24 protein-coding genes are annotated in these 24615 nt (G+C 69.1%); 14 read left to right on the plus strand and 10 right to left on the minus strand.

Translation table 11 applies throughout. From position 1 onward, the window contains the following. The first annotated feature begins 103 nt into the window (after positions 1 to 103). The 3 genes from AB0I79_RS16560 (at position 104) to bfr (ending at position 1527) form a co-directional block, all read left to right on the plus strand. Entirely contained in the window at positions 104 to 724 is a 621-nt protein-coding gene (locus AB0I79_RS16560) for an MBL fold metallo-hydrolase (RefSeq protein ID WP_357873084.1), read from the plus strand. 116 nt (positions 725 to 840) lie between these two features. Further along, positions 841 to 1017 carry a (2Fe-2S)-binding protein gene (locus tag AB0I79_RS16565; RefSeq protein WP_080042937.1) on the plus strand — a complete coding sequence of 59 codons (177 nt, stop codon included), beginning with the start codon at positions 841 to 843 and terminating at the stop codon, positions 1015 to 1017. 24 nt (positions 1018 to 1041) lie between these two features. Further along, the gene (bfr, locus tag AB0I79_RS16570) at positions 1042 to 1527 is read left to right on the plus strand and encodes a bacterioferritin (RefSeq protein WP_357873088.1); all 486 of its coding nucleotides are present in this window, start codon (positions 1042 to 1044) and stop codon (positions 1525 to 1527) included. Positions 1528 to 1548: 21 nt separating this feature from the next. Here the strand turns inward: bfr and AB0I79_RS16575 are convergent, their stop codons facing one another. After that, positions 1549 to 1773, minus strand: coding sequence for a hypothetical protein (locus tag AB0I79_RS16575; protein ID WP_357873091.1), 225 nt, complete (start codon positions 1771 to 1773; stop codon positions 1549 to 1551). 519 nt (positions 1774 to 2292) lie between these two features. Here AB0I79_RS16575 and AB0I79_RS16580 point away from each other — a divergent pair. Both AB0I79_RS16580 and AB0I79_RS16585 read left to right on the plus strand, forming a co-directional pair. Continuing rightward, entirely contained in the window at positions 2293 to 2961 is a 669-nt protein-coding gene (locus tag AB0I79_RS16580; protein WP_043620820.1) for a response regulator transcription factor, read from the plus strand. Positions 2962 to 2964: 3 nt separating this feature from the next. Then, entirely contained in the window at positions 2965 to 4242 is a 1278-nt protein-coding gene (locus tag AB0I79_RS16585; RefSeq protein ID WP_357873094.1) for an ATP-binding protein, read from the plus strand. On the opposite strand, the gene AB0I79_RS16590 is transcribed toward AB0I79_RS16585, so the two are convergent. Beyond that, positions 4226 to 4708, minus strand: a complete 483-nt coding sequence (locus AB0I79_RS16590; RefSeq protein ID WP_357873097.1) for a GtrA family protein — start codon at positions 4706 to 4708, stop codon at positions 4226 to 4228. The two genes, AB0I79_RS16585 and AB0I79_RS16590, sit on opposite strands and share 17 nt — an antisense overlap. A gap of 311 nt (positions 4709 to 5019) precedes the next feature. Between AB0I79_RS16590 and AB0I79_RS16595 the strand changes: the two genes are divergently transcribed. The 3 genes from AB0I79_RS16595 to AB0I79_RS16605 all read left to right on the plus strand — a co-directional run bounded on the left by AB0I79_RS16595 (position 5020) and on the right by AB0I79_RS16605 (position 7619). Continuing rightward, a complete protein-coding gene (locus AB0I79_RS16595; RefSeq protein ID WP_357873100.1) occupies positions 5020 to 6168 on the plus strand; it encodes a 5-(carboxyamino)imidazole ribonucleotide synthase in 1149 nt (382 codons plus the stop codon). After that, positions 6165 to 6656, plus strand: coding sequence for a 5-(carboxyamino)imidazole ribonucleotide mutase (gene purE, locus AB0I79_RS16600; RefSeq protein WP_357873103.1), 492 nt, complete (start codon positions 6165 to 6167; stop codon positions 6654 to 6656). Before AB0I79_RS16595 ends, purE begins: the two co-directional genes overlap by 4 nt. 78 nt (positions 6657 to 6734) lie before the next feature. Next, positions 6735 to 7619: a GNAT family N-acetyltransferase gene (locus AB0I79_RS16605; protein ID WP_357873106.1), complete on the plus strand. Its 885-nt coding sequence runs from the start codon at positions 6735 to 6737 to the stop codon at positions 7617 to 7619. A 148-nt stretch (positions 7620 to 7767) separates the two neighbouring features. Here AB0I79_RS16605 and AB0I79_RS16610 read toward each other — a convergent pair whose 3' ends face one another. Beyond that, positions 7768 to 9081, minus strand: a complete 1314-nt coding sequence (locus AB0I79_RS16610; protein WP_357873109.1) for a UDP-glucose/GDP-mannose dehydrogenase family protein — start codon at positions 9079 to 9081, stop codon at positions 7768 to 7770. Positions 9082 to 9206: 125 nt separating this feature from the next. On the opposite strand from AB0I79_RS16610, the gene AB0I79_RS16615 reads away from it, so the two are divergent. Continuing rightward, on the plus strand, positions 9207 to 10370 hold the full coding sequence (locus AB0I79_RS16615) for an acyl-CoA dehydrogenase family protein (protein ID WP_357873112.1): 1164 nt from the start codon (positions 9207 to 9209) through the stop codon (positions 10368 to 10370). A gap of 140 nt (positions 10371 to 10510) precedes the next feature. After that, complete coding sequence (locus tag AB0I79_RS16620) at positions 10511 to 11143, plus strand: DUF4240 domain-containing protein (RefSeq protein ID WP_357873115.1); 633 nt, start codon at positions 10511 to 10513, stop codon at positions 11141 to 11143. A 5-nt stretch (positions 11144 to 11148) separates the two neighbouring features. Here the strand turns inward: AB0I79_RS16620 and AB0I79_RS16625 are convergent, their stop codons facing one another. The 5 genes from AB0I79_RS16625 to AB0I79_RS16645 all read right to left on the minus strand — a co-directional run bounded on the left by AB0I79_RS16625 (position 11149) and on the right by AB0I79_RS16645 (position 15470). Then, positions 11149 to 11718 carry a tyrosine-type recombinase/integrase gene (locus AB0I79_RS16625; RefSeq protein WP_357874252.1) on the minus strand — a complete coding sequence of 190 codons (570 nt, stop codon included), beginning with the start codon at positions 11716 to 11718 and terminating at the stop codon, positions 11149 to 11151. 217 nt (positions 11719 to 11935) lie between these two features. Next, complete coding sequence (locus AB0I79_RS16630) at positions 11936 to 12412, minus strand: hypothetical protein (RefSeq protein WP_357873117.1); 477 nt, start codon at positions 12410 to 12412, stop codon at positions 11936 to 11938. 643 nt (positions 12413 to 13055) lie between these two features. Then, complete coding sequence (locus tag AB0I79_RS16635) at positions 13056 to 13841, minus strand: hypothetical protein (protein WP_357873121.1); 786 nt, start codon at positions 13839 to 13841, stop codon at positions 13056 to 13058. A gap of 383 nt (positions 13842 to 14224) precedes the next feature. Continuing rightward, on the minus strand, positions 14225 to 14707 hold the full coding sequence (locus AB0I79_RS16640; RefSeq protein ID WP_357873124.1) for a hypothetical protein: 483 nt from the start codon (positions 14705 to 14707) through the stop codon (positions 14225 to 14227). Positions 14708 to 15308: 601 nt separating this feature from the next. Continuing rightward, a complete protein-coding gene (locus AB0I79_RS16645; RefSeq protein WP_357873127.1) occupies positions 15309 to 15470 on the minus strand; it encodes an XRE family transcriptional regulator in 162 nt (53 codons plus the stop codon). Positions 15471 to 16017: 547 nt separating this feature from the next. Here AB0I79_RS16645 and AB0I79_RS16650 point away from each other — a divergent pair. Both AB0I79_RS16650 and AB0I79_RS16655 read left to right on the plus strand, forming a co-directional pair. Continuing rightward, positions 16018 to 16713, plus strand: coding sequence for a trypsin-like peptidase domain-containing protein (locus AB0I79_RS16650; RefSeq protein WP_357874255.1), 696 nt, complete (start codon positions 16018 to 16020; stop codon positions 16711 to 16713). A gap of 233 nt (positions 16714 to 16946) precedes the next feature. Beyond that, positions 16947 to 18002, plus strand: coding sequence for an LLM class flavin-dependent oxidoreductase (locus AB0I79_RS16655; RefSeq protein ID WP_357873130.1), 1056 nt, complete (start codon positions 16947 to 16949; stop codon positions 18000 to 18002). 27 nt (positions 18003 to 18029) lie between these two features. Here the strand turns inward: AB0I79_RS16655 and AB0I79_RS16660 are convergent, their stop codons facing one another. Continuing rightward, positions 18030 to 19280 carry a hypothetical protein gene (locus AB0I79_RS16660; protein WP_357873132.1) on the minus strand — a complete coding sequence of 417 codons (1251 nt, stop codon included), beginning with the start codon at positions 19278 to 19280 and terminating at the stop codon, positions 18030 to 18032. After that, positions 19277 to 19807 carry a SigE family RNA polymerase sigma factor gene (locus tag AB0I79_RS16665; RefSeq protein ID WP_357873134.1) on the minus strand — a complete coding sequence of 177 codons (531 nt, stop codon included), beginning with the start codon at positions 19805 to 19807 and terminating at the stop codon, positions 19277 to 19279. The genes AB0I79_RS16660 and AB0I79_RS16665 overlap by 4 nt, the downstream gene beginning before the upstream one ends. A 162-nt stretch (positions 19808 to 19969) precedes the next feature. Here AB0I79_RS16665 and AB0I79_RS16670 point away from each other — a divergent pair, with 162 nt between their 5' ends. Together AB0I79_RS16670 and AB0I79_RS16675 are read left to right on the plus strand one after the other, a co-directional pair. Continuing rightward, on the plus strand, positions 19970 to 21019 hold the full coding sequence (locus AB0I79_RS16670; protein WP_357873137.1) for a questin oxidase family protein: 1050 nt from the start codon (positions 19970 to 19972) through the stop codon (positions 21017 to 21019). A gap of 149 nt (positions 21020 to 21168) precedes the next feature. After that, complete coding sequence (locus tag AB0I79_RS16675) at positions 21169 to 24612, plus strand: NB-ARC domain-containing protein (protein WP_357873139.1); 3444 nt, start codon at positions 21169 to 21171, stop codon at positions 24610 to 24612. Positions 24613 to 24615: the final 3 nt, after the last annotated feature.

The following is a 24615-nucleotide window of genomic DNA, read 5'->3' on the forward strand; positions in this document are numbered from 1 at the left end:
CGCTCGACAAGTTCGTCTCCGAGACGATCGCGCTGGACCAGGTCGAGGAGGCGTTCGGCAAGATGCATCGTGGTGAGGTGCTGCGTTCGGTGGTGGTCCTCTGATGATCGACCGCATCATCACCTCCGGCACGTTCTCGCTGGACGGCGGCACCTGGGACGTCGACAACAACGTCTGGCTGGTCGGCGACGCGCGCGAGGTCGTGGTCATCGACGCCGCCCACGACGCGGCGGCGATCGCCGAGCGGGTGGGCGGGCGTACGGTCAGGGCCATCGTCTGCACGCACGCGCACAACGACCACATCAACGCCGCCCGCGACCTGGCCGCGCTGACGGGGGCGCCGATCCGGCTGCACCCCGCGGACCAGGTGCTGTGGGAGCAGGTGTACGGGCCGGAGGTGACGTACGAGCCGCTGGCCGACGGCGAGAAGCTGCCGGCAGGCGGCGTCGCGCTGCAGATCCTGCACACGCCGGGGCACTCGCCGGGCGCGGTGTGCGCCTACGCGCCCGACCTGGGGGCCGTCTTCAGCGGTGACACCCTGTTCAAGGGCGGGCCGGGGGCGACGGGCCGCTCGTACAGCTCGTTCGAGACGATCATCGAGTCGATCAGGGAGCGGCTGCTGACGCTCCCGCCGGAGACGGTCGTGCACACCGGGCACGGCGACTCGACCGCGATCGGGGCGGAGTCGCCGCACCTGGAGGAGTGGATCTCGCGAGGTCACTGACAGCGGGGGATAGGCGTTTGTGACCCACCCAACGTAGGCAAGCCTAACCAAAGTGCGCTACCTTAGGTGTGCCTAACCTTACGGCGCCCATCCCTTCGCGAGAGGTTTGTCCCTGGATGTACGTGTGCATTTGTCGTGCTGTGACCGAGAATGAGGTCCACGACTGCATCGCTGCCGGGGCAAAGAGCGCGAAGCAGATCCGCGACACCACCGGTGCTGGTGGGGACTGTGCCCGTTGTGTTCGGAAGATCTGTGCGATCCTGAAAAGGTCTGAAGAACTGACGACCGCATAGCCGGATAGCGATGAGGGGCCCGTCATGCAGGGCGACAAGCAGATCATCGAATTGCTCAACGAACAGCTGACCGCGGAGCTCACTGCGATCAACCAGTACTTCCTGCACGCCAAGATGCAGGAGAACTGGGGGTACACGAAGCTCGCCGAGCACACCCGCTACGAGTCGATCGACGAGATGCGCCACGCCGAGCGCCTCACCGATCGCATCCTCTTCCTGGAGGGCCTGCCCAATTATCAGCGGCTGGGGACCCTGCACATCGGCCAGACCGTCGAGGAGCAGCTGAGGGCGGACCTCGAGGTGGAGCTGTCGGTGGTGCAGCGGTTGCGGCCGGGCATCCAGCTGATGCGCGAGAAGGGCGACATCACCTCGGCGAACATCTTCGAGGACATCTTGAAGGACGAGGAAGAGCACATCGACTACCTGGAGACCGAGCTCGGGCTGATCAACAGCCTCGGGATCCAGCTCTACCTCGCGCGGTACGCCGAGCCGCCGTCCGCCGACGACTGAGCCGGCAAGAACGCCAGGGGGTCAGGTGAGCCGGAGGCTCACCTTTCTCCAGTCTCCGATCTCCAGCCAACGGCCGGGCCGCCTCATCCACGTCCGGTATCCGGCCGCCGCGACCACCTCCGGCCCGTCGCGGACCACGTACATCGCCGACTCCACCTCGTCGAGCCCGCACTCCCGCGCCTCGTGCTCCGGCACCGAGGCGAGCAGCGCCATGACGTCCGGGTGGCCCGGCGGCAGGCCGCGCACCTCCGCCCCGTGGGCGGCAGGAAACCGGCCGCGTCGAGGTAGGCCGGCGCCGCCGGGCCGAGCACCTCCCGCGCGGGCAGCCGGGTGAGGCCGGTGCTCGCCCGCAGGTGGCCCAGCATGGTGTCCACCAGCTCGGGGCTCGGCACGGTGCACAGGACGGCCCCGCCCAGGACGACGACGCCCGCCCATCCCGGCGGGCAGATGCCCGACTCGGGGGCGACCACGACGCGCACCTCCCCGCGGCCGGGGAACGTGACGGGGACCCGGGCCAGTGCGGCCCACATCTCGCGGGCACGGTCGAGAGCGCTCGGCGGCATGCTCCCGACGATTTCAGCCGAGGGTTGGGGATCGCGCGGCCGGGCATGATCGTCCGATGAATCCCGGGCCGAAAACGGCGGTGCTTTAATCACGACCTACCGTATTTTAGCTGTGTTTGCCCAGGTCAATGGATAGGTCAACGACAAGTCAAACCGCGCGCTGTGCCCGGGAAACGATCGCTTAAGGTCCTACGATCGCTTCATGACCTGCGTACTTCTCGCCGAGGATGACACCTCGATCTCAGAGCCACTCGCGCGTGCGCTGCGCCGCGAGGGCTATCAGGTCGAGGTGAGCCCCGACGGCCCGCAGGCCCTGGAGAGGGCCTTGTCGGGCGGCATCGACCTGATCGTTCTTGACCTTGGGCTGCCGGAGATGGACGGCCTGGAGGTCGCCCGCCGGATCCGGGCCGAGGGCCACGGCACCCCGGTGCTCATCCTGACCGCCCGCGTCGACGAGGTGGACACCGTCGTCGGCCTCGACGCCGGCGCGGACGACTACGTGACCAAACCGTTCCGGCTGGCGGAGCTGCTGGCCAGGGTGCGGGCGCTGCTGCGCCGCGGCACCTCCGAGACCCCGGTCGTCCAGGGCGTGCGCATCGACGCCGACTCGCGGCGCGCCTGGATGGGGGAGAAGGAGCTGCATCTGACCACCAAGGAGTTCGACCTGCTGCGCGTCCTGGTCCGCGACGCGGGCAAGGTCGTCACCCGCGAGCAGATCATGCGAGAGGTGTGGGACACCAACTGGTGGGGCTCCACCAAGACGCTCGACATGCACATCTCCTGGCTGCGCCGCAAGCTCGGCGACGACGCGGCCAAGCCGCGCTACATCACCACCGTCCGGGGAGTCGGCTTCCGGTTCGAGCGCGAGTAGGAGATGCGCCGCCGACTGCTCTCCTCCACCCTGGTCGTCGCGGTAATCGCGGTCCTGCTGCTGGGGGTCCCCCTGGGCGTCGTCGTCAGCCGTCTGATCGTCGATGAGGCGGCTCAAGAGCTCGGGGCGGAAGCCAAGCGTCTCGTGGGAGAGGTGGAGTACGCCCGCGTCCAGGAGACGCCGCTCGACCCCCAGCAACTGGAGCAAAAGTACCCGGGCAGGTTCATCCAGATCTGGGAGCGCGGAACCCCCCTGAGGGTGACCGTCGTCGGCGACCCCCCGCCGTCCGGTCACCTGATGACCGAGGACGCCCAGACCAACACCGGTGTCTACGTGCGGATCAGCCGCGACCGCGATCAGGTCGAGCAGGACGTACGTGCCCGCCTGCTGCTCATCGTGGCCCTGGCCGGCGCCGCTCTGGCGGTGGCCGTGAGCCTCGCCGTCGTGCAGTCACGCCGCCTGACGCTGCCCCTGCAGGACCTGGCGAAGATCGCCGAACGGCTGGGCTCGGGCGACGCGCGCCCGAGCAAGCACCGCTACGGCATCCCCGAGCTCGACCGCGTGGCCCAGGTGCTCGACCGCAGCGCCACCCGCATCTCCGACCTGCTCACCCGCGAACGCGAGTTCGCCACCGACGCCTCCCACCAGCTTCGCACCCCCTTGACCGGCCTGACCATGCGCCTGGAGGAGATCGTGGCCTCCGCCGGCGAGCCCGAGGTCGTGCGCGAGGAGGGCGAGGCGGCGATCGTCCAGGCCGAGCGGCTCACCGCCGTGATCGACGAGCTGCTGGCCGCCGCCCGCCGCCAGCGGCACGCCCAGGCCGAGCCGGTCGCGATCGACGAGGTGCTGGCCCAGCAGATCACCGAGTGGGAGCCGGTCTTCCGCGACGCGGGCCGCACGCTGCAGCTCGAAGGCTCCCGCGGGCTGAAGGCGATGGCCACCACCGGGGGCTTCGGCCAGGTCATCGCCTCGTTGCTGGAGAACTCGCTGCGGCACGGCGGCGGCGCCGTCACCGTCACCACCTCGTTCGGCGACAACTACGTCGTGATCGAGGTCGCGGACGAGGGCCCCGGCATCGCCGACGAGATCGCCCCCAAGATCTTCGACAGGAACGTCAGCGGCGGCGGAGGCACCGGGCTCGGGCTGACGCTGGCCCGCGCGCTGGCCGCGGCCGACGGCGGCCGGCTGGAGCTCGTACGGCGGCGCCCCGCGACGTTCGCCATCTTCCTGCGCCCGGCGGAGGACGACGGGCGGAACCGGGTGGTCAGCGGTCCTGCCTGACCCCGCCCTCGGGCAGCTCGACCGGGATGGGGTCGGTGGCCTCCATGAACACCCACTTCTTGTACGACCAGTACCGGAACAGCGTTCCGAGCCCCACGCCGACGATGTTGGCGATGTTGAAGCTGACCGGGTCGTGCAGGTTGAGTGTGTAGGTGGTGAAGCCGATCGTCAGCATGCCGAACAGCAGTGCGATGCCGTTGAGCAGGAAGAACAGGAAGTACTCGCGGCGCAGCCCGCTCTGCTCGCGGTGCCGGAAGGTCCAGAACCGGTTGCCCGCGTACGCGAACGTGGTGGAGATCGTCGTTGCGAGGACCTTGGACGTGAGCGGCCCGAGACCGATCACCACGTTGAGGAGATTGAGCAGCCCCGTGTCGATGAGGAAGGCGACGGCGCCGATGCTGCCGAACTTGGCCAGCTCGTTGACGAGGGACGAGAACCGCTGGTAGAGGCGTCTGGTGAAGTCCACGTCTCTGCTCGGTCCCTTCCGTAGTCGAGCTTGCGCCCCCAGCGTACCGGCCACGATGGAGGGCGGGAGTCGGCGGGATGGACAAAGGTCAGAAAATGAGTCTTTAGAAACTTCGTCCGATATCCGGCATACCCGTTTCGCAGGGTTTACCCTGCTGAACTGTTCGAGGGCACGCGAACGCTGGGCGGTCGTGCCCGCCGGGCGGTGCCGTCCGCCGGGCGACCCGGAACGGCCGTCCAGCTCTCGTGACACGACTGGCTGCTCAGGGGTGCAGTCGGGGAAGTCGTTGCGTCCCGGTAAGCTCACCTGGCGTGAGTTCCTACAGCCCCATCGGACCGGTCGTCGGCATCGTCGGCGCGGGCCAGCTGGCCAGGATGTCGCAGCCGCCCGCCATCGCGCTCGGCGTCGAGCTGCGGGTGCTGGCCAACAACCCCGAGGAGAGCGCCGCCCGGGTCATCGTCGACACGCGCATCGGAGACTACCGCGATCTTGGTGACCTCCGCGAGTTCGCCAAGGGCTGCGACGTGATCACGTTCGACCACGAGCACGTGCCCACCGAGCACATCAGGGCCCTGACCGCCAACGGCTACGTCGTGCACCCCGGTGCCGACGCCCTCGTGCACGCCCAGGACAAGGCCGTCATGCGCGAGCGCCTGACCAGGATCGGCGCGCCCTGCCCGGCCTGGGCGCGGGTGTCGTCCGCCGACGACGTCGCGCGCTTCGCCGCCGAGCACGGCTGGCCCGTGGTGCTGAAGGCGGTGCGCGGCGGCTACGACGGGCGCGGCGTGTGGGTGTGCCGCAGGCCCGAGGAGGTCGCCGAGGCGTTCGCGACCGGGGTCGAGCTCATGGCGGAGGCGTTCGTGCCGTTCGATCGGGAGCTGGCCGTGCTGGTCGCCCGCTCGCCGCACGGGCAGGGCGTGAGCTACCCGGTCGTGGAGACCGTGCAGGAGAACGGCATCTGCGTCGAGGTCATCGCGCCGGCGCCCGGGCTCGACCAGGAGCAGGCCGCCCAGGCCCAGCGCATCGCCCTGACGATCGCCAACGAGCTCGGCGTGACCGGGCTGCTGGCGGTGGAGCTGTTCCAGTCGGAGAGCGGGCTGGTCGTCAACGAGCTGGCCATGCGCCCGCACAACAGCGGCCACTGGACCATCGAGGGCTCCACGACCTCCCAGTTCGAGCAGCACCTGCGGGCCGTGCTCGACCTGCCGCTCGGCACGCCCAGGATGACCGCCCAGCACGTCGTCATGGCCAACCTGCTCGGCGGCGACGACCCCGACCTGTTCAAGCGGTACGAGCACGTGATGGCCCACGACCCTGGCATCAAGCTGCACTTCTACGGCAAGGACGTGCGCCCGGGCCGCAAGATCGGCCACGTGACGGCCCTCGGCTCCAACCTCGACGAGGTCCGCGCCCGCGCCCGCCACGCCGCCGTCTACCTCATGACCGGGGAGTACACATGATCGGTATCGTCATGGGAAGCGACTCCGACTGGCCGGTCATGAAGGCCGCCGCGGAGGCCGTCGCCGAGTTCGGGGTGCCGTTCGAGGCCGACGTGGTGTCGGCGCACCGCATGCCCACCGAGATGATCGAGTACGGCCGCCAGGCCGCCTCCCGCGGCATCCAGGTGATCATCGCCGGCGCCGGCGGGGCCGCCCACCTGCCCGGCATGCTGGCCTCGGTCACCCCGCTGCCGGTGATCGGGGTGCCGGTGCCGCTGAAGTACCTCGACGGGATGGACTCCCTGCTGTCGATCGTGCAGATGCCGGCCGGGGTGCCGGTCGCCACCGTGGCGGTTGGCGGGGCGCGCAACGCGGGGCTGCTGGCCGTACGGATCCTGGCCGCCTCCGATGCGGGGCTGCGGGAGAAGATGGTGGAGTTCCAGGAGCGGTTGAAGGAGCAGGCGTACGCCAAGGGCGAGAAGCTGCGCGCGGAGGCCGCCGAGCTGTAGGGGCTCAGCAGAGAGAAGAGCCATAAGCGGCGCTGTAAAGCGCTGTATCCCGGGGATCGCGGCGGCTAGGGTGCGGCCATGGACGACCCGACCAAGGGACACGCGGCCCGCGTGTACGCCGCCGACCCGCTCCTCGCCGGCCAGGACGAGCTGATCGCCAAGCGCGGCGAGGAGCGGCTGGAGGTGCCCGACGCCATCGGCCTGGCCGCGGTGGACCGGCTCCACCCCGACACCTTGCCGGCCTGCTGGTCCCCGCTGGTCGTCCACCGCCTGCGCGCCCGCGCCGCCGGTCCCGACCCGGAGGCCGCGCTCGGCGCGCTGCTCGACCGGTGGCTGGCCATGCCCCGCGGCACCGAGCCCGGGCAGGCGCTCAGCGTGTTGTGGCCCAGCCGCGACACCACCCCCGTCCGGGCGCTGGCCGTCCGCGGCTTCGCCCCCATCACCTCGCTGGCCGTCCGCGGCGTCCGCCTCGGCACGGGCGTGAGCGCCCTCGCCGTCCGCCCGGCCGGGCCGGACGACGTCGAGGTGATGACGGGGATGTACGAGCGGCTGGTGTCCTACGATGCGCAGTGGGGATGGGTGACGGTGCGCGCGTCCACCAGGGAGCGGCTCAGGGAGTCGGTGGAGGCCGAGGTGCTGCCGCTGAACTGGTGCTGGCTGGCCGAGGTGGACGGCCGCGCCGCCGGGTGCGTGATCGTGGAGCCGCCGGGGCGGTCCGGGTGGATCTCCCACGCCGTCAACGATGCGCCGGCGGCGTACCTGGGGGTCATGTACGTCGAGGCGTGGGCGCGGGGGCACGGCGTGGGCGCGGCGCTCACCGACGTGGCGCACGGGGAGGCGGCGGCGCGCGGCGTGTCGGTCATGCTGCTGCACCACGCCCTGCCGAACCCGCTCTCGACGCCGTTCTGGGCGCGGCGAGGCTACCGGCCGCTCATGACCCAGTGGGTGCGCCACCTGCAGTAGGAACGGCATCGGGGGCGCGACGCGCGGCCCCAGGGGCGGCGTCAGGAGCTCGGCGCGCGGCCAGGACGGCGCCGGTCACGACGAGCAGGCAGGGCGGCGTTCCGGGAGATGACGACCCGGGAGACGAGGACCCGGGAGGCGGCTGGGCTTACGGGCGGCCGAGGGCGCGGTAGTGCCATCCGGCGGAGCGCCACATCTCGGAGTTGAGCGCGTTCCGGCCGTCCACGATGCGCCGGGCCGCAACCACGGCCCCCAGCTCCACCGGGTCGAGCTGCAGGAACTCCTGCCACTCCGTGAGCAGCAACACCACGTGCGCCCCGCGAACCGCCTCGACGGCCGACGAGCCGTAGTTCAGCTCGGGATGGGCCTTACGGGCGTTGTCGAGCGCGATCGGGTCGTAAATGGTGACCTGCCCGCCCTGATGCCCGATGGTGACGGCGACGTCGAGGGCGGGAGAGTCGCGGATGTCGTCGGAGTTCGGCTTGAAGGCCGCTCCCAGCACGCCCACGGTGCACCCGTGGAAGGAGCCGCCGGCCAGCTCCCTGGCCAGGTCCACCATGCGGGCGCGGCGGCGCATGTTGATCGCGTCCACCTCGCGCAGGAACGTCAGCGCCTGGTCCGCCCCCAGCTCGCCGGCCCGCGCCATGAAGGCCCTGATGTCCTTGGGCAGGCAGCCGCCGCCGAACCCGAGCCCGGCGTTGAGGTAGCGGCCGCCGATGCGGTCGTCGTACGACAGGGCCTCCGACAGGAGCTGGACGTCGGCGTGAGCGGCCTCGCAGACCTCGGCCATGGCGTTGATGAAGGAGATCTTGGTGGCCAGGAACGCGTTGGCGGCCGTCTTGACCAGTTCGGCCGTGGCGAAGTCGGTCACCACGATCGGCACCTCGCCCAGCGGCTCGTACACCTCGCGCAGCATCTTCTCGGCCCGCTCGCTGCGCACGCCGAGGACGATGCGGTTGGGGCTCAGCGTGTCCTCGACGGCGAAGCCCTCGCGCAGGAACTCGGGGTTCCAGGCCAGCTCGGCCTCGGCGCCGGCGGGGGCGAGCCTGGCCAGCTTGTCGACCAGCCGCTCGGCCGTGCCGACGGGCACGGTGGACTTGCCGACGACCAGGCATTCGCGATCGAGGAGCGGGGCGAGGGACTCGATGGCCGCGTCCATGTACGTCACGTCGGCGGCGTACTCGCCGCGCTTCTGCGGGGTGCCGACGCAGACGAAGTGCACGTCGCCGAAGGCGGCGACCTCCTCGTAGGAGGTGGTGAAGCGGAGCCGGCCGGAGTCGAGACCGCGGCGGAGCACAGGCTCGAGGCCGGGTTCGTGGATGGGGAGCTCGCCCGCGTTGAGTCGGTTGATCTTGTCGGCGTCGATGTCGAGGCCCAGGACCTCGAACCCGAGATCAGCCATGCAGGCCGCATGGGTGATGCCCAGATATCCGGTCCCGATCACCGTGAGGCGATATGGCACGAGGGAGCTCCTTTCGATCGCGCAGGCATGCTACCGGCCCCCGCTACCTCCTACGTGCCACCTGCATCTCTTCGCAAACCGTACCGGCTGGTAACAAGATGGTCGGACGTCCTAGTATTTGATGCATGAGCTTCCCTCTGTACGCGCCCGCCGAAGAGCACGACATGCTCAGGGAGACGGTCCGCGCCCTGGCCGACGAGAAGATCGCCCCGCACGCCGCCGAGATCGACGAGACCGAGGAGTTCTCCTGGGACGTCTACAAGGCGCTCGTGGCGGCTGACCTGCACGCCGTACACGTGCCCGAGCAGTACGGGGGCGCCGGGGCCGACGCGCTGGCCACGGTCATCGTCATCGAGGAGGTCGCCCGCGCCTGCGCGTCCTCCTCCCTCATCCCCGCCGTCAACAAGCTCGGCACGGTCCCGCTCCTGCTCTCGGCCTCGGAGGAGCTCAAGTCCCGCTACCTGGCGCCGGTGGCCAGGGGGGAGGCGATGTTCTCGTACGCGCTGTCGGAGCCGGAGGCGGGCTCGGACGCGGCGGCCATGAAGACCCGCGCGGTGGCGGACGGGGACTCGTATGTGCTCAACGGCGTCAAGATGTGGATCACCAACGCCGGCGTCTCCGAGTACTACACCCTGATGGCGGTCACGGACCCCACGGCCGGCGCCCGCGGCATCTCCGCCTTCGTCGTGGAGAAGTCGGACGAAGGCGTCTCGTTCGGCCCCAAGGAGAAGAAGCTCGGCATCAAGGGCTCGCCCACCCGTCAGGTCATCCTGGACAACGTCCGCATCCCCGCGGACCGCATGATCGGCGCCCCCGGCACCGGCTTCAAGACCGCCCTCGCCACCCTCGACCACACCCGCATCACCATCGCCGCCCAGGCCCTCGGCATCGCCCAGGGCGCCCTCGACTTCGCCATCGGCTACGTCAAGGAACGCAAGCAGTTCGGCCGGCCGGTGGCCGACTTCCAGGGCCTCCAGTTCATGATCGCCGACATGTCGATGAAGCTGGAGGCGGCGCGGCAGCTCACGTACCACGCGGCGGCCAAGTCCGAACGCGCGATGCACGGGGAGCCCCAGAAGGATCTGACGTTCCTGTCGAGCGCGGCGAAGTGCGCGGCTTCGGACGCGGCCATGGAGATCACGACGGACGCGGTGCAGTTGCTGGGCGGGTATGGCTACACGAAGGACTTCCCGGTGGAACGCATGATGCGCGACGCCAAGATCACCCAGATCTACGAGGGCACCAACCAGATCCAGCGCATGGTGATGGCCCGGCAGCTTCTGAAGTAGGCGTTGACGTGCGGGAACCCGGCGCTTCCTGTGGGGTGGGCCGGGCCCGCCGAAGGCATGGTTGATCAGCGGTCTCGGCGTGTTCCGTCCCTGTTCCGTGATCTTTACACGGCGGCCCAGGGGTGCGAGCATCACGCGGCATGGATGTCGATGAGTTCTGGGACCTGATCGAGCGTTCCGGACGTGAGACCGACACGAGGGAAGCGCGTGTCGCGTGGCTGGTGGACGAGCTCTCTCGCCGCCCGGTCGAAGAGATCATCGACTTTGAGATCTGGTGGACGACGACTCGGAACCGCGGCTGCACCATCGATCTCTATGCGGCGTACTGGTTCGTGTTCCGCAGGGGATCCCTGGACGGTTTCGAGTACTTCGTGAGCTGGCTCATCAGTCTGGGCCGCGAGACGTTCGAGGCAGTCTCCGACTGCCCTGATCGGCTGATCGAGCAGCCGCAGGTGCTCCATTTGGTGGAGCTGGAGGATTTACCCGCCAACTCCACCAAGCGCTGGCGCCGGCCGCGGAATCCGGAACAGACGCGGGAAGAGCGGCCTGAGTTCGAGTTGCTGGCCTATGTGGCATACCGCGCCTATGAGCAGGTGACCGGAAGGGATCCGGCCGAGCTCGGCGAAGCCGCGAATGCTCGGGGCGCTTCAGGTGGGTTCCCCCTGATCCCGGCGCTCGGCAGCGTTCCCCATGGAGAGCAGTGGGACTTCGACGATGAGCAGGAACTGGCTCGCAGGCTTCCGCGGATAGCCCGCTATCGGGATCGGCGATGACCCCTCTACGCTGACGTGGCGGCCGCGTACGGGCGGAAGAAGCGCTCGTCAATCGCTCTGCGAGCACGATCGTGGGAGCCCGGCATCATGTGTGCGTAGACGCGGAGCGTGAAGCCCGGATCGGCGTGACCCAGATACTCGGCGAGTTCCTTGACCGAAACGCCGCCGGCCAGCATGACGCTCGCGTAGTAATGGCGGAGCTGGTGCAGCCCCTCTTTGCGGGAGGTGGCGTACCGACTCCGCTGACGGGCATCCTTGTCCGGTGCCGGGATCACGCCCGCGGCCACGAGAGCGGGCTTCCAGACGGTCTCGCTGTAGCTCCTGGCCTTGATGAAGCGGTCGTCTGTCCAGCGGAACAGCAGGTTGTGCGTACGGAGCTTGCCATCCACCCTCTCCCAAGGCAGAGAGCAGGGCAGCGGGGGAAAGGCCGAGACGTGCCGCCTGATGGCCTCGGCCGCCCACTCAGGCAGCGGTACGACTCTCTCACGGTCGTTCTTCGGCAGTGCGAAGACGTGGTCGGCCCCAAGCTTCTTGATCTGCCGCCGCACGCGGAGAACACGCTCCTCGAAGTCGATGTTTTCAAGGCGCGTGCCGCCTGCGGCGTCCCGCGCGCATCGGGCGGTCGCTGGCCGCGCTGCGGCTCTTCGGCCGGTCGCGGCCCGCGCCGCCCACGCGCCCGCCTAACCAGTTACGGCGAGAAAGCTGGACAAGTACCGTCTCGACCGTATGGCGAATCCTACGTGTTAATTCCCCTTGCTTGTCCCTTCGAGTGAACTGTGCAACAGGTAGGGCTCAACTCAGGGGTGCAAGATCAACAAGTATGAGCGAAGAAGATGTTGCTGAATCCGCCAGAGCCGCATCCCATAATGGCTGCTCCAGGGGTCCGTACGCGTCTAGGTTGTCGAGCGAATCGAAAGAAATTGCTATGTGGCCCCATTTGTGCGACTCTAGGCCATCATTCCCGCGTTCAGACCAGCCGAGCTGACGTAAGCGCTCGTATGCGATATCACAAGACTCTTCATAAGTAGAAGACCCGACGTCCATCAGTAGGATTTCGTCAATTTGAGTGGAGCCTTCCCAGGTCCAGTCCGACTGAACCTGGAGTACCACTCTGCCCACACTGCGAACTTCTTCGACGGCGGCAGGGTCTACCTTGAACGTCTCGTGAAACAAGAGACGGCCACAGCCGGCAAGCGACACTAATGCAGATAGGGCGACCAGCGCAAATTTGGTCAATGTGGCCGTGCGCTTATAGTTGAAGTTGCTCACAGGGTACTCCGGCATCTGGAACGTATCGCGCGGTCAGTGGGGCATGCCAGGATACTGAGGGTCTTCGTCATCGATCTAGATGCTGATTTCTGTGAGGATTGATGAGCGCTGGCCTCGAAAGCTGCCAGTGCTCTTGTCCGCATCGAGGTGGTCAGGGCCGTGACGATCGCTGACTTTGGTTCTCGCCGACCCCGGCCGGGGCGATCGACGCCGAAGCCCTCCTTCGTCGGGCCCCGGCACCGGGCGACCATGGCTGAGGTGACAGCAGTGCTGACAGCAACGTCCCCACACGCTGACACATCCGCGCACACACGCCTGGCCATGCTCTCGGTCACCCGAGCAGGGTGATTGGTCCGCCTGAAAAGCGGAAGGTCAGGCCGCCGCGGGGCTTCCCTTTCTCGGGCCTGGGGGCCTGGCGGCTCTGCGGCACGGGTCCCTTGCCACCGGATAAGCCGGCTGGGTCATATGCGGTGGTGGCATCGCTGAACAGCAACGCCGACGTACAGCAGCATCCTCCATCAGTTACCACCTAACGCTTGACCAGGTGGAAGGTCGCCCGACTTTGTGACTGGCCCACGTTTGTAGGCAGGATGTCAGGAGTTGCCAGTCACCGACGTGGACACTCATCGATCGGCGGCAAAGTTCAGGCCGGGGAATCTCTCCAATCGTCCGGTCCTGCCGTCTCATCGTCGGAGGGCACTGCGATGTCGGTCTTGGCACCCCAGCCAGTCAGGCGGGCGTCGACGAGGTTGGAAATCGAGCGCTTGCCGAGCTGTTCGGGCCAAGATGTCCGGACCCTGCGCACCAGTTGGTCTCTTCCGAGCCAGAGCCGCCACGAGAGTTCGGTCTTGGCATATTTCCCGGTTGGCTGTTTCCCGCCGTGTTGGTCGCGGAACGCGGGAGAGACCTTGTAGAGCTCATCGAAGGTGAGCGTCCCCGAGTAGATGGTGGTACGGGTGCCGTCGTAGATGCCTCCGGGACGCTTGGCCTCGGTCGTGGACAATACTGCCTTCAGGGTGTCTGGATTGGCGAGGTCGATTCCGCCGGACTCCAGGAAGGGACGAGTCTTCTCTTTCTCGGAGAGCAGGACCCAGGTCTTTCCCTCGGGGGCGGGGCAGATCCAGCCCTGGCAGTACGTCCGCCCCTTGAACGTGAGGAACCGTGGGGCGGGTTCTGGGAAGTCAGGGGAAGGGACGTCTCTGATGTCGGTGGCCGTAACCATGCCCTTGCCGAATTCGGCGCGGATCTTCTTCCGGTAACTCACTCTGTCCCCGGCTTCCGACCGCGTAGTGACCTCTGACATGGTCACACCACGGTTCTCCACCAGCTGACTCCGGAGCGCATCGGCCGGACCGGTCAGGCTCGTCTGAGCATGCGCGGCGCTGCCGAGCCCGGTGAGCGCCACGGAGGCGATCAATCCGACGGCCATCGTTGTGGCCCTTCGCCTCATCCGAGCTGTCCTCTCTCGATCCTCCCCGCATCGGGATGGCACCTCTGATCATTTCGTCTCGTGGTCTCTTTCCGATCACCGATTTATGGCAGGCAATCAACCAGCTCGGCAGACACCAAGGAGGTACTCCGAAAGCGCCGGGCCACGGCTCAGTGCGTTCAGGGGTGGGGAAGAGAATCGAGGGTCTTACGGGAGGTAATCGTTATGGCCCACATCAGCGGAAGGCTGTGTCCACAGAGGTGGCGTACAGCAGTCGATACAGCAAACGTCGCCTCATGGGACCACCATCCACCGATCCGCGACCATCACCTGAGCAGGGCGAGATCCCGCTGACCAGGCGTCCACCCTGTGCAAACAGAGGGTCAAAGGTTTGCAGGCCAGAACTGCACTCGGTACGTCTCCAGCCCTTCAGGTGGACGTTCTTCGTGGTATCGGGCACCGGGGCCGGGGCGGACGCTGGCGCTTACGGACCAGCGGCGTGCTTGACCGCGCAAGTTCATGAGGTTGCCTGAAGAGTGGCCTGCGGTTCCCACGACTCGGAGCTTGCCCGAGCTGGAGTAGGACTGTGTCGTCTCGGTTCGGGCCCATTGAGCGTCGCCGCCGGGTGGCTGGCCGTCCCAGAGTTCCAGTGTCACATCGACGGTGTGCCAGGAGTCCGCCTGACTGGTGATGATCGCGACGTTCCCGGTGGCGAGGAACCAGTCGGTCATGCTCGCCCGGTTCGCGAGATCCCAGAGGTCTTCGGCGCCTTCCGGTTGCCCGTTGGCTCCATCGAGATCCATGATCATGAAGCTGAAAGCCCGGATCGTAATCCTGTCGGGGATGCGTTCGAGCAGGCGGGGCATCGATGTCCTTGGCATGAGGAGGTGGGACACGCTGATGCCATCTCCGGTGGATCTCGCTGTGCGGGCCATGCTGCTGCCCACCTTGGTGTCACCGCAGTAGCGTCCAAGATCTGCTCGTGTTCCGTCGCTGCTCCGTAGGAGCGCCGGAATCAGCGAAAAGTGATGCGAGACGCCAGCAAGCGTAACCGCTGCTCATCGGCATGATCGGGCTATATCCGCAGGTGATCGCATCGCGGGTCGGAGAACACAGATCTACGAGGGCATCAACCAGATCCAGCGCATGGTCATGGCGCGGCAGCTGTTGAAGTAGACGTTGACGTGCGGAAACCCGGCTCACCTGGGGTGGTAGGCCGGGTCCGCTGAAACGCCGGCTGATCTTCGGTGTCCGCCTGCTTGCTGACACAGCGCTCTTGGCGGGCTCTGGGGCAGCTTCCCCCGGTGTTCGTCCGTGCCGAGTCCAGTGGAGTTTGGCCGCCCTGGGTACGTGTGCGGTCAGGATGGAGCAGAGTACCGGGCTCTGGCCATTCGCATCCCAGGACGGATCACCTACAACGCCAGAGGCCGAGGGATGCCGCACGCCGGTCGACGGTCGGCTTCATGGTCAGGCGACCCGTACCGAGTGAGGTCCGACGCTGATCGTCACATCGACGTGGCCACCGAGAGCAGCTGCGTAAGCGCGGATGGTCTCGAGTTCCATCGACTCCAGATCACCGTTCTCGATCTGAGAGACGCGTGCCTGTGAGATCCCAAGCGCAGCCGCCACCTCGGATTACGTCTTGCCGACAGGCTTGCGCAGCTCCTTCAGATGGTGGCCGGCGACGTAGGCATCTAGTTGCGCATCGGCGACAGCCTGCCGCTGCGGGTCGGCCAGTTCGGGGTACAACCGGTGCGCTTCCGCCTTGACCTCATGCCAGTTGTGTCCTGGGCTTATCGCTTATCCTCCCTCTTCTTATCAACCGACTTCGCGGCGCGGTACTCGGCGTAGCGTGCCGAGGGCTGATCGCCGCCGAACCAGGCAAGGGCTCCATCGTCGCACCCCGTTAGGTCTTCGCCGCATGACGTGATCGCCACCAAGGAGCGGTGCCGGCACGCGGCCATGCCGGCGGCGCTGTACAAGATCAAACGAAGCGTGACACGGTGGTCATCTGGCGACGATCGTTTGATCGACCGTGCGTCGTGAGCCATGTGGCCATGGACGGGAAGCGCGGTTCGGCGAAGACGCAAGGAGGTGAAGGGGCGTGAGGCGTTGGTTCTGGTTACCCGTCGTCCTTGCCCTTGCCGGCTGCTCGACCTCGGCCCCTCCGGTGCCGATGCGCGGCGGTACACCGGCGGCCGAGAGTGAGGTGGCCGTCTCGTCGGAGCACGCCGGCGCAGAGCAGAGCGTGGTGCGTCTCTCGGCGATCGCGCCGTCGTGCAACAAGGAGATCGAGGGGACAGGTTTCGTGTACGCCCCTCAGCGGGTGGTGACCGCCGCGCATGTGGTGGCCGGTGCCGTCCCGGTGTCTCTGGTCATCACCACTGCCGACGGCGAGGTGTACGAGGGCCGGGTCGTGGCCTTCGATCCCGATGCCGATGTCGCGGTCCTGTACGTACCGAAGCTGCCCGCGCCTCCGCTGCGCATCACGGCGGCGCCCAAGCCGCTGCTGCGCATCCCCGGGCTGTCGCTCGCCGACGCCCGCATGCTGGGGTATCCGGAGGGCGCCGAGCATCTCGTGACACAGCCGGTCGAGATCGAGCAGCGGATCGAGGCCAAAGGCCCGAACCTCTACAAGGAACGCGACGTCACCAGAGTGATCCTCGGGTTCTCCGCCGATGCGGACGCGGGTCTGAGCGGCGCCCCGCTGATCCTTGAAGGAGGCGCGGTCGCCGGGATGGTCTTCGCTTCGGCGAAAGAGCATCCGGAGGAGGGGTTTGCGCTGGCGGGAGAGGAGCTCCTGCCCGTTACCGACAGTGCGGCCAAGGCCACGAAGCACGTCTCGACCCAGCGGTGCGACGTGGACGGCTGACCGGATGCGGTTGCATCGCGTTGCCGTCGAGAACGGCGAAGGCGCTGCGCTCGGCCCCGCCATCCCTCAGACGCAAGGGCTGGGACGAGGTGGTCGAGGGAGAGGATCTCATCCTCGTCTATCCGGCGGGAAGAGGGGAGCGGCGTGACGCCGGCCGCCGTTGGGCAGCAGGAGCGGGCCGCGCCGAGCATGCTGCCAGAATTACGGCAGGGCGTGATCGGAGAGGGGCGGACATGCGCGAGTGCCGGCAGGCAGGCGTACGCCTTTCGGCGCTGGACACCTCGCCGATCGTGCACGGCTCCACCCCGAGGCAGGCGCTGCGCAACACGGTGGATCTCGCGATGCTGGCCGATGCGCTGGGTTATCACCGCTACTGGGTGCCCGAGCATCACGGCATGCGTGGCGTCGCCAGCTCCGCCCCCGCCGTTCTCGTCGGCCACCTCGCGAACGTCACGCGGCGCCTCCGCGTCGGCGCGGGCGGCGTGCTGCTGCCCAATCACGCTCCGATCGTGGTCGCCGAGCAGTTCGGCACGCTGGCCGCGCTCCACCCGGGGCGGATCGACCTCGGCCTCGGCCGGGCGCCGGGCGGGCCTTCGCCGGCCGTCGACGCGGTCCGGTCCGAAGCGGAGCGGACCGCGAAGACGTTCCGTCAGCAGCTCGACGAGCTCCAGGCCTATCTCGACCCGCCCGAGGACGCGCGGGTCCGGGCGATCCCCGTCCTCGGCGGGAACGCACCGCCTCTGTGGCTGCTCGGCTCCTCGCCCGGCAGCGCTGAGCTGGCCGGCGAGCTCGGCCTGCCCTACGCCTTTGCCCACCACCTCAACGCGCCGATGGCGGCGGACGCCATGCGTGCCTACCGGGAGCTGTTCCGTCCCTCACCTCGCGCCACGGCGCCGGCGACGCTGGTCAGCGTGTCCGTCATCGCCGCCGAGGACGACGAGCGGGCCCAGTGGCTGGCCGGCCCCATCCGGCTGAAGGTGCTCAGCCGGGCCAGGGGGAGCCGCATCCTGCTGCCGAGCCCAGAGGAGGCGGCCGCGTATCCGTACACCGGGGACGATCGCGACGAGATCGCCGCTCGTGCGGGCGCGGTCCTCGTCGGGAGCCCGGCGACGGTGGCCGAGCACCTGCAGGCGGTGCTCGACGGCACCGGTACCGATGAACTCATGATCACCACACCGGTGTACGACCACGCGGACCGCCGCCGGTCGTACGAGCTGATCGCCTCCGTCGCCGACCGGCTACGCCCGGGCGCGCGGACGCAAGGCGTGGAGCCAGGCCCGGCCTCCTGACACCCGAGGCCGCTCGCCGCTCCCGGCTCATTCGATCTTCGCCAGGTCGATGACGTAGAGGTCGTCATCGACCTGGTACGCGAGCAGCCGATCATCGCCGCGAGCGACGGCCGGCACCTGGATGTTCCCCTTCTCGTCCCGCCCGCCGAGATCGGCCGCCGTGCCCGTCGAGACGTCGTACAGGATCGCGATGTGCCCCGCGCCCTCGGCCGTGACCGGCGCGACCAGGAAGCGCTCGCGCGCGAGCCCGTCCGGCATGAGGTCGTTCATCGGCAGCTCCTTCTCCTGCGAGCCGTCCCGCAGCCGGTAGAAGCTCTTCCCGCCGTCCCGCACCCCGGCGCAGAGCCGTGCCCCGCAGATCAGGCCGCCCTCGCCGGGACGGGTGACGGCGGCGTTCGTCTCCCCGGTCTCCACGTTGGTGATGCTGGTGAAGCGTGCCCCGTTCCCCTCGGCGAACGGGCCGGGCGAGCCGACCCACGGCCATTCCAGCAGGTGCATCCCCGCGCCGCCGGGCACTGCCCGCACCTCGCCCCCCGCAGCGGGAACGGTGAACACCCCGCCGCTGAGCAGGGAGAAGACGATCCGGTCGGCTTCGACGGCGAGGCCGCCGAGCCCGGCGCCGCCGCCGTCCTCCACCTCCACGTCGGCGATGCTCGTGGCCTCGCCGCCGCTCACCGGGGCCGTCCACACGTGGACCTGCCGGTCCTTGGTGGCGGTCCACCAGACCACCTGGCCGCCGCCGACCGTGAAGTCCGAGGCGAACGCGACGGTCCCCGCGGGTGTCGGCACGTCGGTGATCTTCCGTAGGTCGCGGGTGCGGAGGTCGTAGGCGTAGAGGGCGTCGGTCTTCTCGAACCCGCCCCACGTGGTGACGAGCAGGGTCCGGTCGTCGATGAACGCCTGGGGCAGCAGCTTCGTCCCGCCGGGCCCGCGCGCGGGCACCTTGCGTACCGCCTCGGGCCACACCTGCTCCACGGGTTCGGGAAGCGGCCATTCCCGCGGGGCGCGGGGCGTGCCGGCGGCCGGGGACGCGGACTCGGACGTGGATGTGGACGTGCTCGGCAGCGCAGCCGTCATGTCGCCGTGACGCAGCACGGCCGCCGTCCCGCCGGCCACGACCACCACGGTCGCCGCCGCCAGCACCGCCTGGGCGAGGTTGCGCCGGCGGCGTCGGCGGTGGCCTGCCTCCAACCGGGCGGGCAGGTCGGCGGGCATCCGGGGCGCGTTCTGTGACGCGTTGCCGAGCGTTCTGCGCAGGGTCTCCTCAACGTCGGTCATCGCACGTTCCCTCCCAGATGCGGTCCGCCGAGACGCGAGCGCGATCCCTCGCCATCGGCCGGTAAGGCTGCGCGGAGCTTGTCGAGCGCGCGGGAGGCCTGGCTCCGCACGGTCCCCCGGGAGATGCCGAGCACGACGGCGATCTCCGCGTCCGTGAGCTGTTCGTAGTAGCGCAGCACGAGCACCGCGCGCTGCTTGCGCGGCAGGTCCGCCAGCGCCAGCCACAGGGTGCGCTCGTCGCCGCGCGGCAGAGTGTCCTGGTGGACGCTCTCCGGCAGGTCCCAGGCGAGCAGCTCGCGCCGGCGCAGCCGCCACACCGACAGGTGCAGCCTGGCCATCGTCGTGCGTACGTAACTCTCGGGGCTCTCCTTCGCCCGTAATCTCGGCCAGGCGGCGCGCAGCCTCAGCAGCGCCTCCTGCACCAGGTCGGCCGCGTCGTGCTGGTTGCCGGCCAGTACGTATCCGTACCGCAGGAGCGCGTCACCCCGTTCGGCGACGAAGTCCGCGTAGCGGGGATCACCGTCCAACTGCCTCGACCCTTCGTTGTCTCCATCAACCCCAAGAGGAGGCATCGCCGGGAACTGTTGCACGACCTGGGCCCGAAGAAGACGACCTAGGCCCAAAGGAGGAGGGCCGTTCGATCCCGGGACCGACGTGCGCGCCCGCCGCCGAGGGTTAGCGTCCCTGCCATGAACGACACCGGGACATTGGAAGAAGCGTACGAGCGGCTGCACAGGACGGGCCCCGAGTTCGACGGATGGCTGTCCAACCACGGCCCGATGGCCGTCGAGGCGATGGTCAGGCACGGCTACGACCGTGACGTGCATCGCTGGCTCGACGGTTACGTCGCCCGGCTGGACGAGCTGCCGCGCGGCACCTCGCCGGTCGGCACCGGGGAGTGGCGGGAGGCGCTGGGCGATCCGGGCCGGCTCGGTGACTGGCTGGCGTTCTTCGACAGGGAGCTGCGGGAGCGGCCGTGGCGGGACGTACTGGAAACCTGGTGGCCGCGCCTGTTGCCCGGCATCGCGGCCGGAGCCACGCACGGGGTGATCCGCGCGGGGCACGCGGTCCACGCGCTGCTCCAGCTTCAGGACGAGACGCGGCTCGCCGAGCTGGGCCAGGCGCTCGGTTACTGGGCGGCGCGCTGGCAGCCCGTCGCGGCCTTCGACGCGCCGTCCGGTACGGCCGACCCCGAGATCGCCCTCGCCGGAGTCCCGCGCGTACCGGACCAGAGCCAGGGCATCAACCATCGGCTCGCCCAGCTCGCCGAGGTCGCCGGGTGGGGCCCGTCCGTGGCGGCGCTCAGACCGGCCGCCGACGCCGAACAGGCCCGTGCCCGCCTCGCCGAGCTGGCGGACGCGGCGACCCTGCGCTACACCACCCACGCGCACGGCAATCCCGTCATGCTCGTCCACACCGCGACTGCGCCGACGGCGGTGCTGCGGACCTTGCCCGCGTTGCCGGAGAGCCTCTGGGCTGCCGGCCTGAACGCCGCCTGGGCGGCGGGCGCCGCGGTGACCGCCGCCTACGCCCCGGCCGAGCCGGTGACGGCCGGGCCGGAGCTGCGGTCCGGGCCCGGATCCGCGGAGGAGGTGTTCGAGCTCGCGGTCCGGCACGGGGACGAGCACGTGATCAAGCTCGCCGACACGGCGCTGGACGTGCACCGCCGCACCGGCGATCCCGACGCCCTCGCAGCGGTGGTCCGCGCGGCCACGCTGATCAGCCCGTTCCGCCCCTGAACGGCGGGCTTCGCGGGCCCTGCCTCCGCCCTGCCCTGTCCTGCCCCCGCCCTGCCCCCGCCCTGCCCCCGCCCTGCCCCCGCCCTGCCCCCGCCCTGCCCCCGCCCGGCTCCGGGACGGTGGGCGCCCGGGATCGATGACATGATGTCTTGATCATCTGGGACGTCCGAACCGTCATCCCCGCTGAGGTGCCCATGGCGAGTGCCCGCCGTACGAATGTCCTGCACGTGCTCAGTCCTGTCCTGAGCATCGGGGTCGGGACGCTCACCAACCTCGCCACCAGCGATCCGACCGTGTCCCTGATCGTCGCCCTGCTGGTCCTCGGGCTGGGATACACCGGTGTGGAGTTCTTCAGGAACCGGCCGGAGGCCGCGGGGCGTGGGAAGAGGATCTTCCAGGTGCCGCTCCGGGCCGACTGGGTCGAACGGCCCGCGGAGATCGGGGAGGTCCTGCGGGCGCTGCGCTTGTCCGACAAGGATTCCCCGGTGGCCCTGACGGCGGGGGTCCATGGGGCCGGAGGGTTCGGGAAGAGCGTCCTGGCCAACGCCGTCTGCTACGACCCCGAGGTCCGCAAGCGCTTCGACGCCGTCAAGTGGGTGACCGTCGGGCGTGACCGCAGAGGCCCGAAGCTCACCGAGCTGATCGTCGACGTGGCCGCCGCGTTCGACGCCCCCCGCTCGTCCTTCTCCGACCCGGAACAGGCAGGCCAGCACCTGGGGCAGATCCTGGACGACGCGGGACGCGTCCTGCTGGTCGTCGACGACGTCTGGACCGCGGATCAGCTGCGGCCCTTCCTCCAGGGAGCACCTCGCTGCACCCGGCTGATCACGACCCGCAATCCCAAGGCGCTCCCCGACGGCACGGTACCGGTCAGGGTCGATCAGATGGACGAGGAACGGGCCCGCGAGCTGCTGCTGCGCGGAGATCTGCGGCTCACCCAGCCCCAGATCGCCCAGCTGCTCGACCTGACAGGCCAATGGCCGCTGCTGCTGGCGATCGTCAACTCCGCCCTCCTGCGCCGGGTACGGCGAGGCGCGCAGGCCACCGATGTCGCGGCGGACATCATCGAACGCCTGTCCGTCGACGGGCCGACGTCACTCGATGTGCGAGACGCCGCGGCGCGCGACACGGCGGTGCGGATCAGCATCGAGCACGGGCTCGAAACCCTGGACGAGACGGACCGCATGCGATTCCTCGAACTGGGCGTGTTCGAGGAGGACGCCGAGGTGCCGATCGCCTTGGTCGCGGCTCTCTGGCGGATGCACGACGACGAGACGGAGTCGCTGTGCGAGAGGCTGGATGAGCTGTCCCTGCTGTCGAGTTTCAGCGGCGGAGCCGTCAGCGTCCACGACGTCGTACGCGGCTACATCCGGCAGGCCCTGGGCCACGCGGCGATCGCCGCCGCGAACGAGAGGTTCGTCGAGGCCGTCCGTACGGACTCGTCCGGCTGGTGGGAGCTGCCGGAGGAGAGCACCTACCTCTGGCGTCACCTGGCCTTTCACCTCGCCGAAGCCGGTCTCACCGCCGAGCTCGACGAGCTGGTCCGCGATGCCCGCTGGGTCGCGGTCAAGCTCGTGAGGTTCGGCCCGTCGGCCGTGGAGGCCGATCTCGCGTGGTCTGCGGCGCCCCTGGCCGGGCAACTGGCCCAGGCCATCGCGCAGAGCGCGCATGTCTTCGCCGACCTGGAGGAACGGACGGGGGTGCTCGCGAGCCTGGCTCATCGGCTGCACGCGTTCCCCGAGATCTCGAAGGGTGTGCTCGATCTCCTGCGGGAAGAGGGTGAGCCCCGGCTGGAGAGCCTGCTGCCTCCCCCCGACCTGCCGGACCCGGCGCTGCTCCGGACCCTTCATGGCCACGCCAACCTGGTGAAGGGGGTGGCGTTCTCCCCTGACGGCCAGTGGCTGGTGAGCGCCGGATTCGACGGGCTGCGGCTCTGGGACGCCGGTGGAGGCCTCGTCAAGGAGGTGAGCTCCGCCGCCGGTGCCACGGGTCTGGCGATCGCGCCCGACGGCACGTGGATGGTGACCTCTCACCAGGACGGAAGGGTGCGGCTCTGGAACGCCGACGGGACGCTCCGCCGCGAGATCGCGGCCCACAGGGGGTTCGGGCCCTGGGGCGCGGCCTGGATCAACGTCATCGCCATGGCCCCCGACGGCTCGTGGTTCGCGACGGGCACCCAGGGCGGCACCGTCAAGCTGTGGAACAGCGAGGGCGGCGATCTCCGCACCCTTCAAGCCTTCGGCCGGCGCCTCGGTCTTCGTGCCCGGCACGTGCGGAGAATGGTGATCTCCGCCGACAGCGCTCGGATCACGGTGATCGGTGACGGGCAGACCCGTACCTGGCCGGTGGCGGGCGGCCGGCCGCTCGCCGGTGAGACCGAGCGGGGCCCGGACGGCGTGCTCGTCCCGCCGGACGGGCGGTGGCTGTGTGCCCGGGCCGGGAAGGACATCGAGCTGCGGGACCGCGACGGAACCCGCCGTGCCACATTGCGCGGCCACAGCGGCTACGTGACCGGACTGGCACTCTCCCCCGACGGAAGCCTGCTGGCCACCAGCAGCAACGACCGGACCGTCCGCATCTGGAGCATCGACCGTGCCCTGTCCCGGCCGGTCGCGGGAGAAGACCATCAGATGCGGGACGCGTGCGCGATGGTCATCTCGCGTGATGGTTCCCGCCTCGCGGTGATGACGCGGACGGTGGTGCAGCTCGTGGACCCGGACGGAACGCGTCGGGAGCACATCGAGCTGCGGGAAGAAGATCTGCACGAGGATCTGCGCGCGCTGTTCGGCGACGCGCTCACCGCCGAACTGCCGGCACTCCCTCCCGACGCCGGCTGGACCCTCCGCGCGAACCTCGGCCCCATGCGAGCAGGGCTCTCGCTTCTGGCGGCCAAGTCGCCGCTCAAGTACCTGATGTTCGATCCCGAGGCGACCGCGGTCGCCGTCGCCCCGGACGATGCGTGGTTCGCCACGCTGGACTCCCGAGGTGTCGTGCGGATCCGGGAAGCCGACGGCAGGGTGCGCCACCGTTTCAGGAGCAAGCGGCGCCCGCCCTGCACCGACATGGAGGGCTGCGACTGCCTCGCCATCGCTCCGCGAGGTGACCGGCTGGCGACGACCGAGAACGGCCGCGTCCATCTCTGGCACCCGGACGGCAGGCGGCTGGCCACGCTGCGTACCCTGTCCAACCATCTGCACGGTGTGGTCATCTCACCGGATCTGCGGATCGTCGCCGCCTACGGCGACGGGGCCATGGCCAAACGGACGTTGTGGGGACTCGTATGGGCGCCCGGCGACGTCAACGCCATCAGGGTCTGGTGCGACGGAAAGATCATCGGCGACATCGAGGACCACGACTCGAGAACCACGAGCATCGCCTTGTCCCCCTCCGGGCATCTCCTGGCGAGCACCGGCGGAGAGGGGGTCCTGCTCGTGTCGGAGGTGCGGACCCTGGCGCCCGTGGCTTCCGTCCGGGTGGACGACAGGCTCAGCGACTGCGTCTGGCTGCCGGACGGCTCCGGCATCTTCGCGACCGGATCCGCGGGCCTCTACAGGTTCGCCCGCCGCGACTACCACGAGGCCGGATCCGGCTGAGCG

The sequence above is a fragment of the Nonomuraea sp. NPDC050202 genome (assembly GCF_040656115.1).
Lineage (GTDB): Bacteria > Actinomycetota > Actinomycetes > Streptosporangiales > Streptosporangiaceae > Nonomuraea.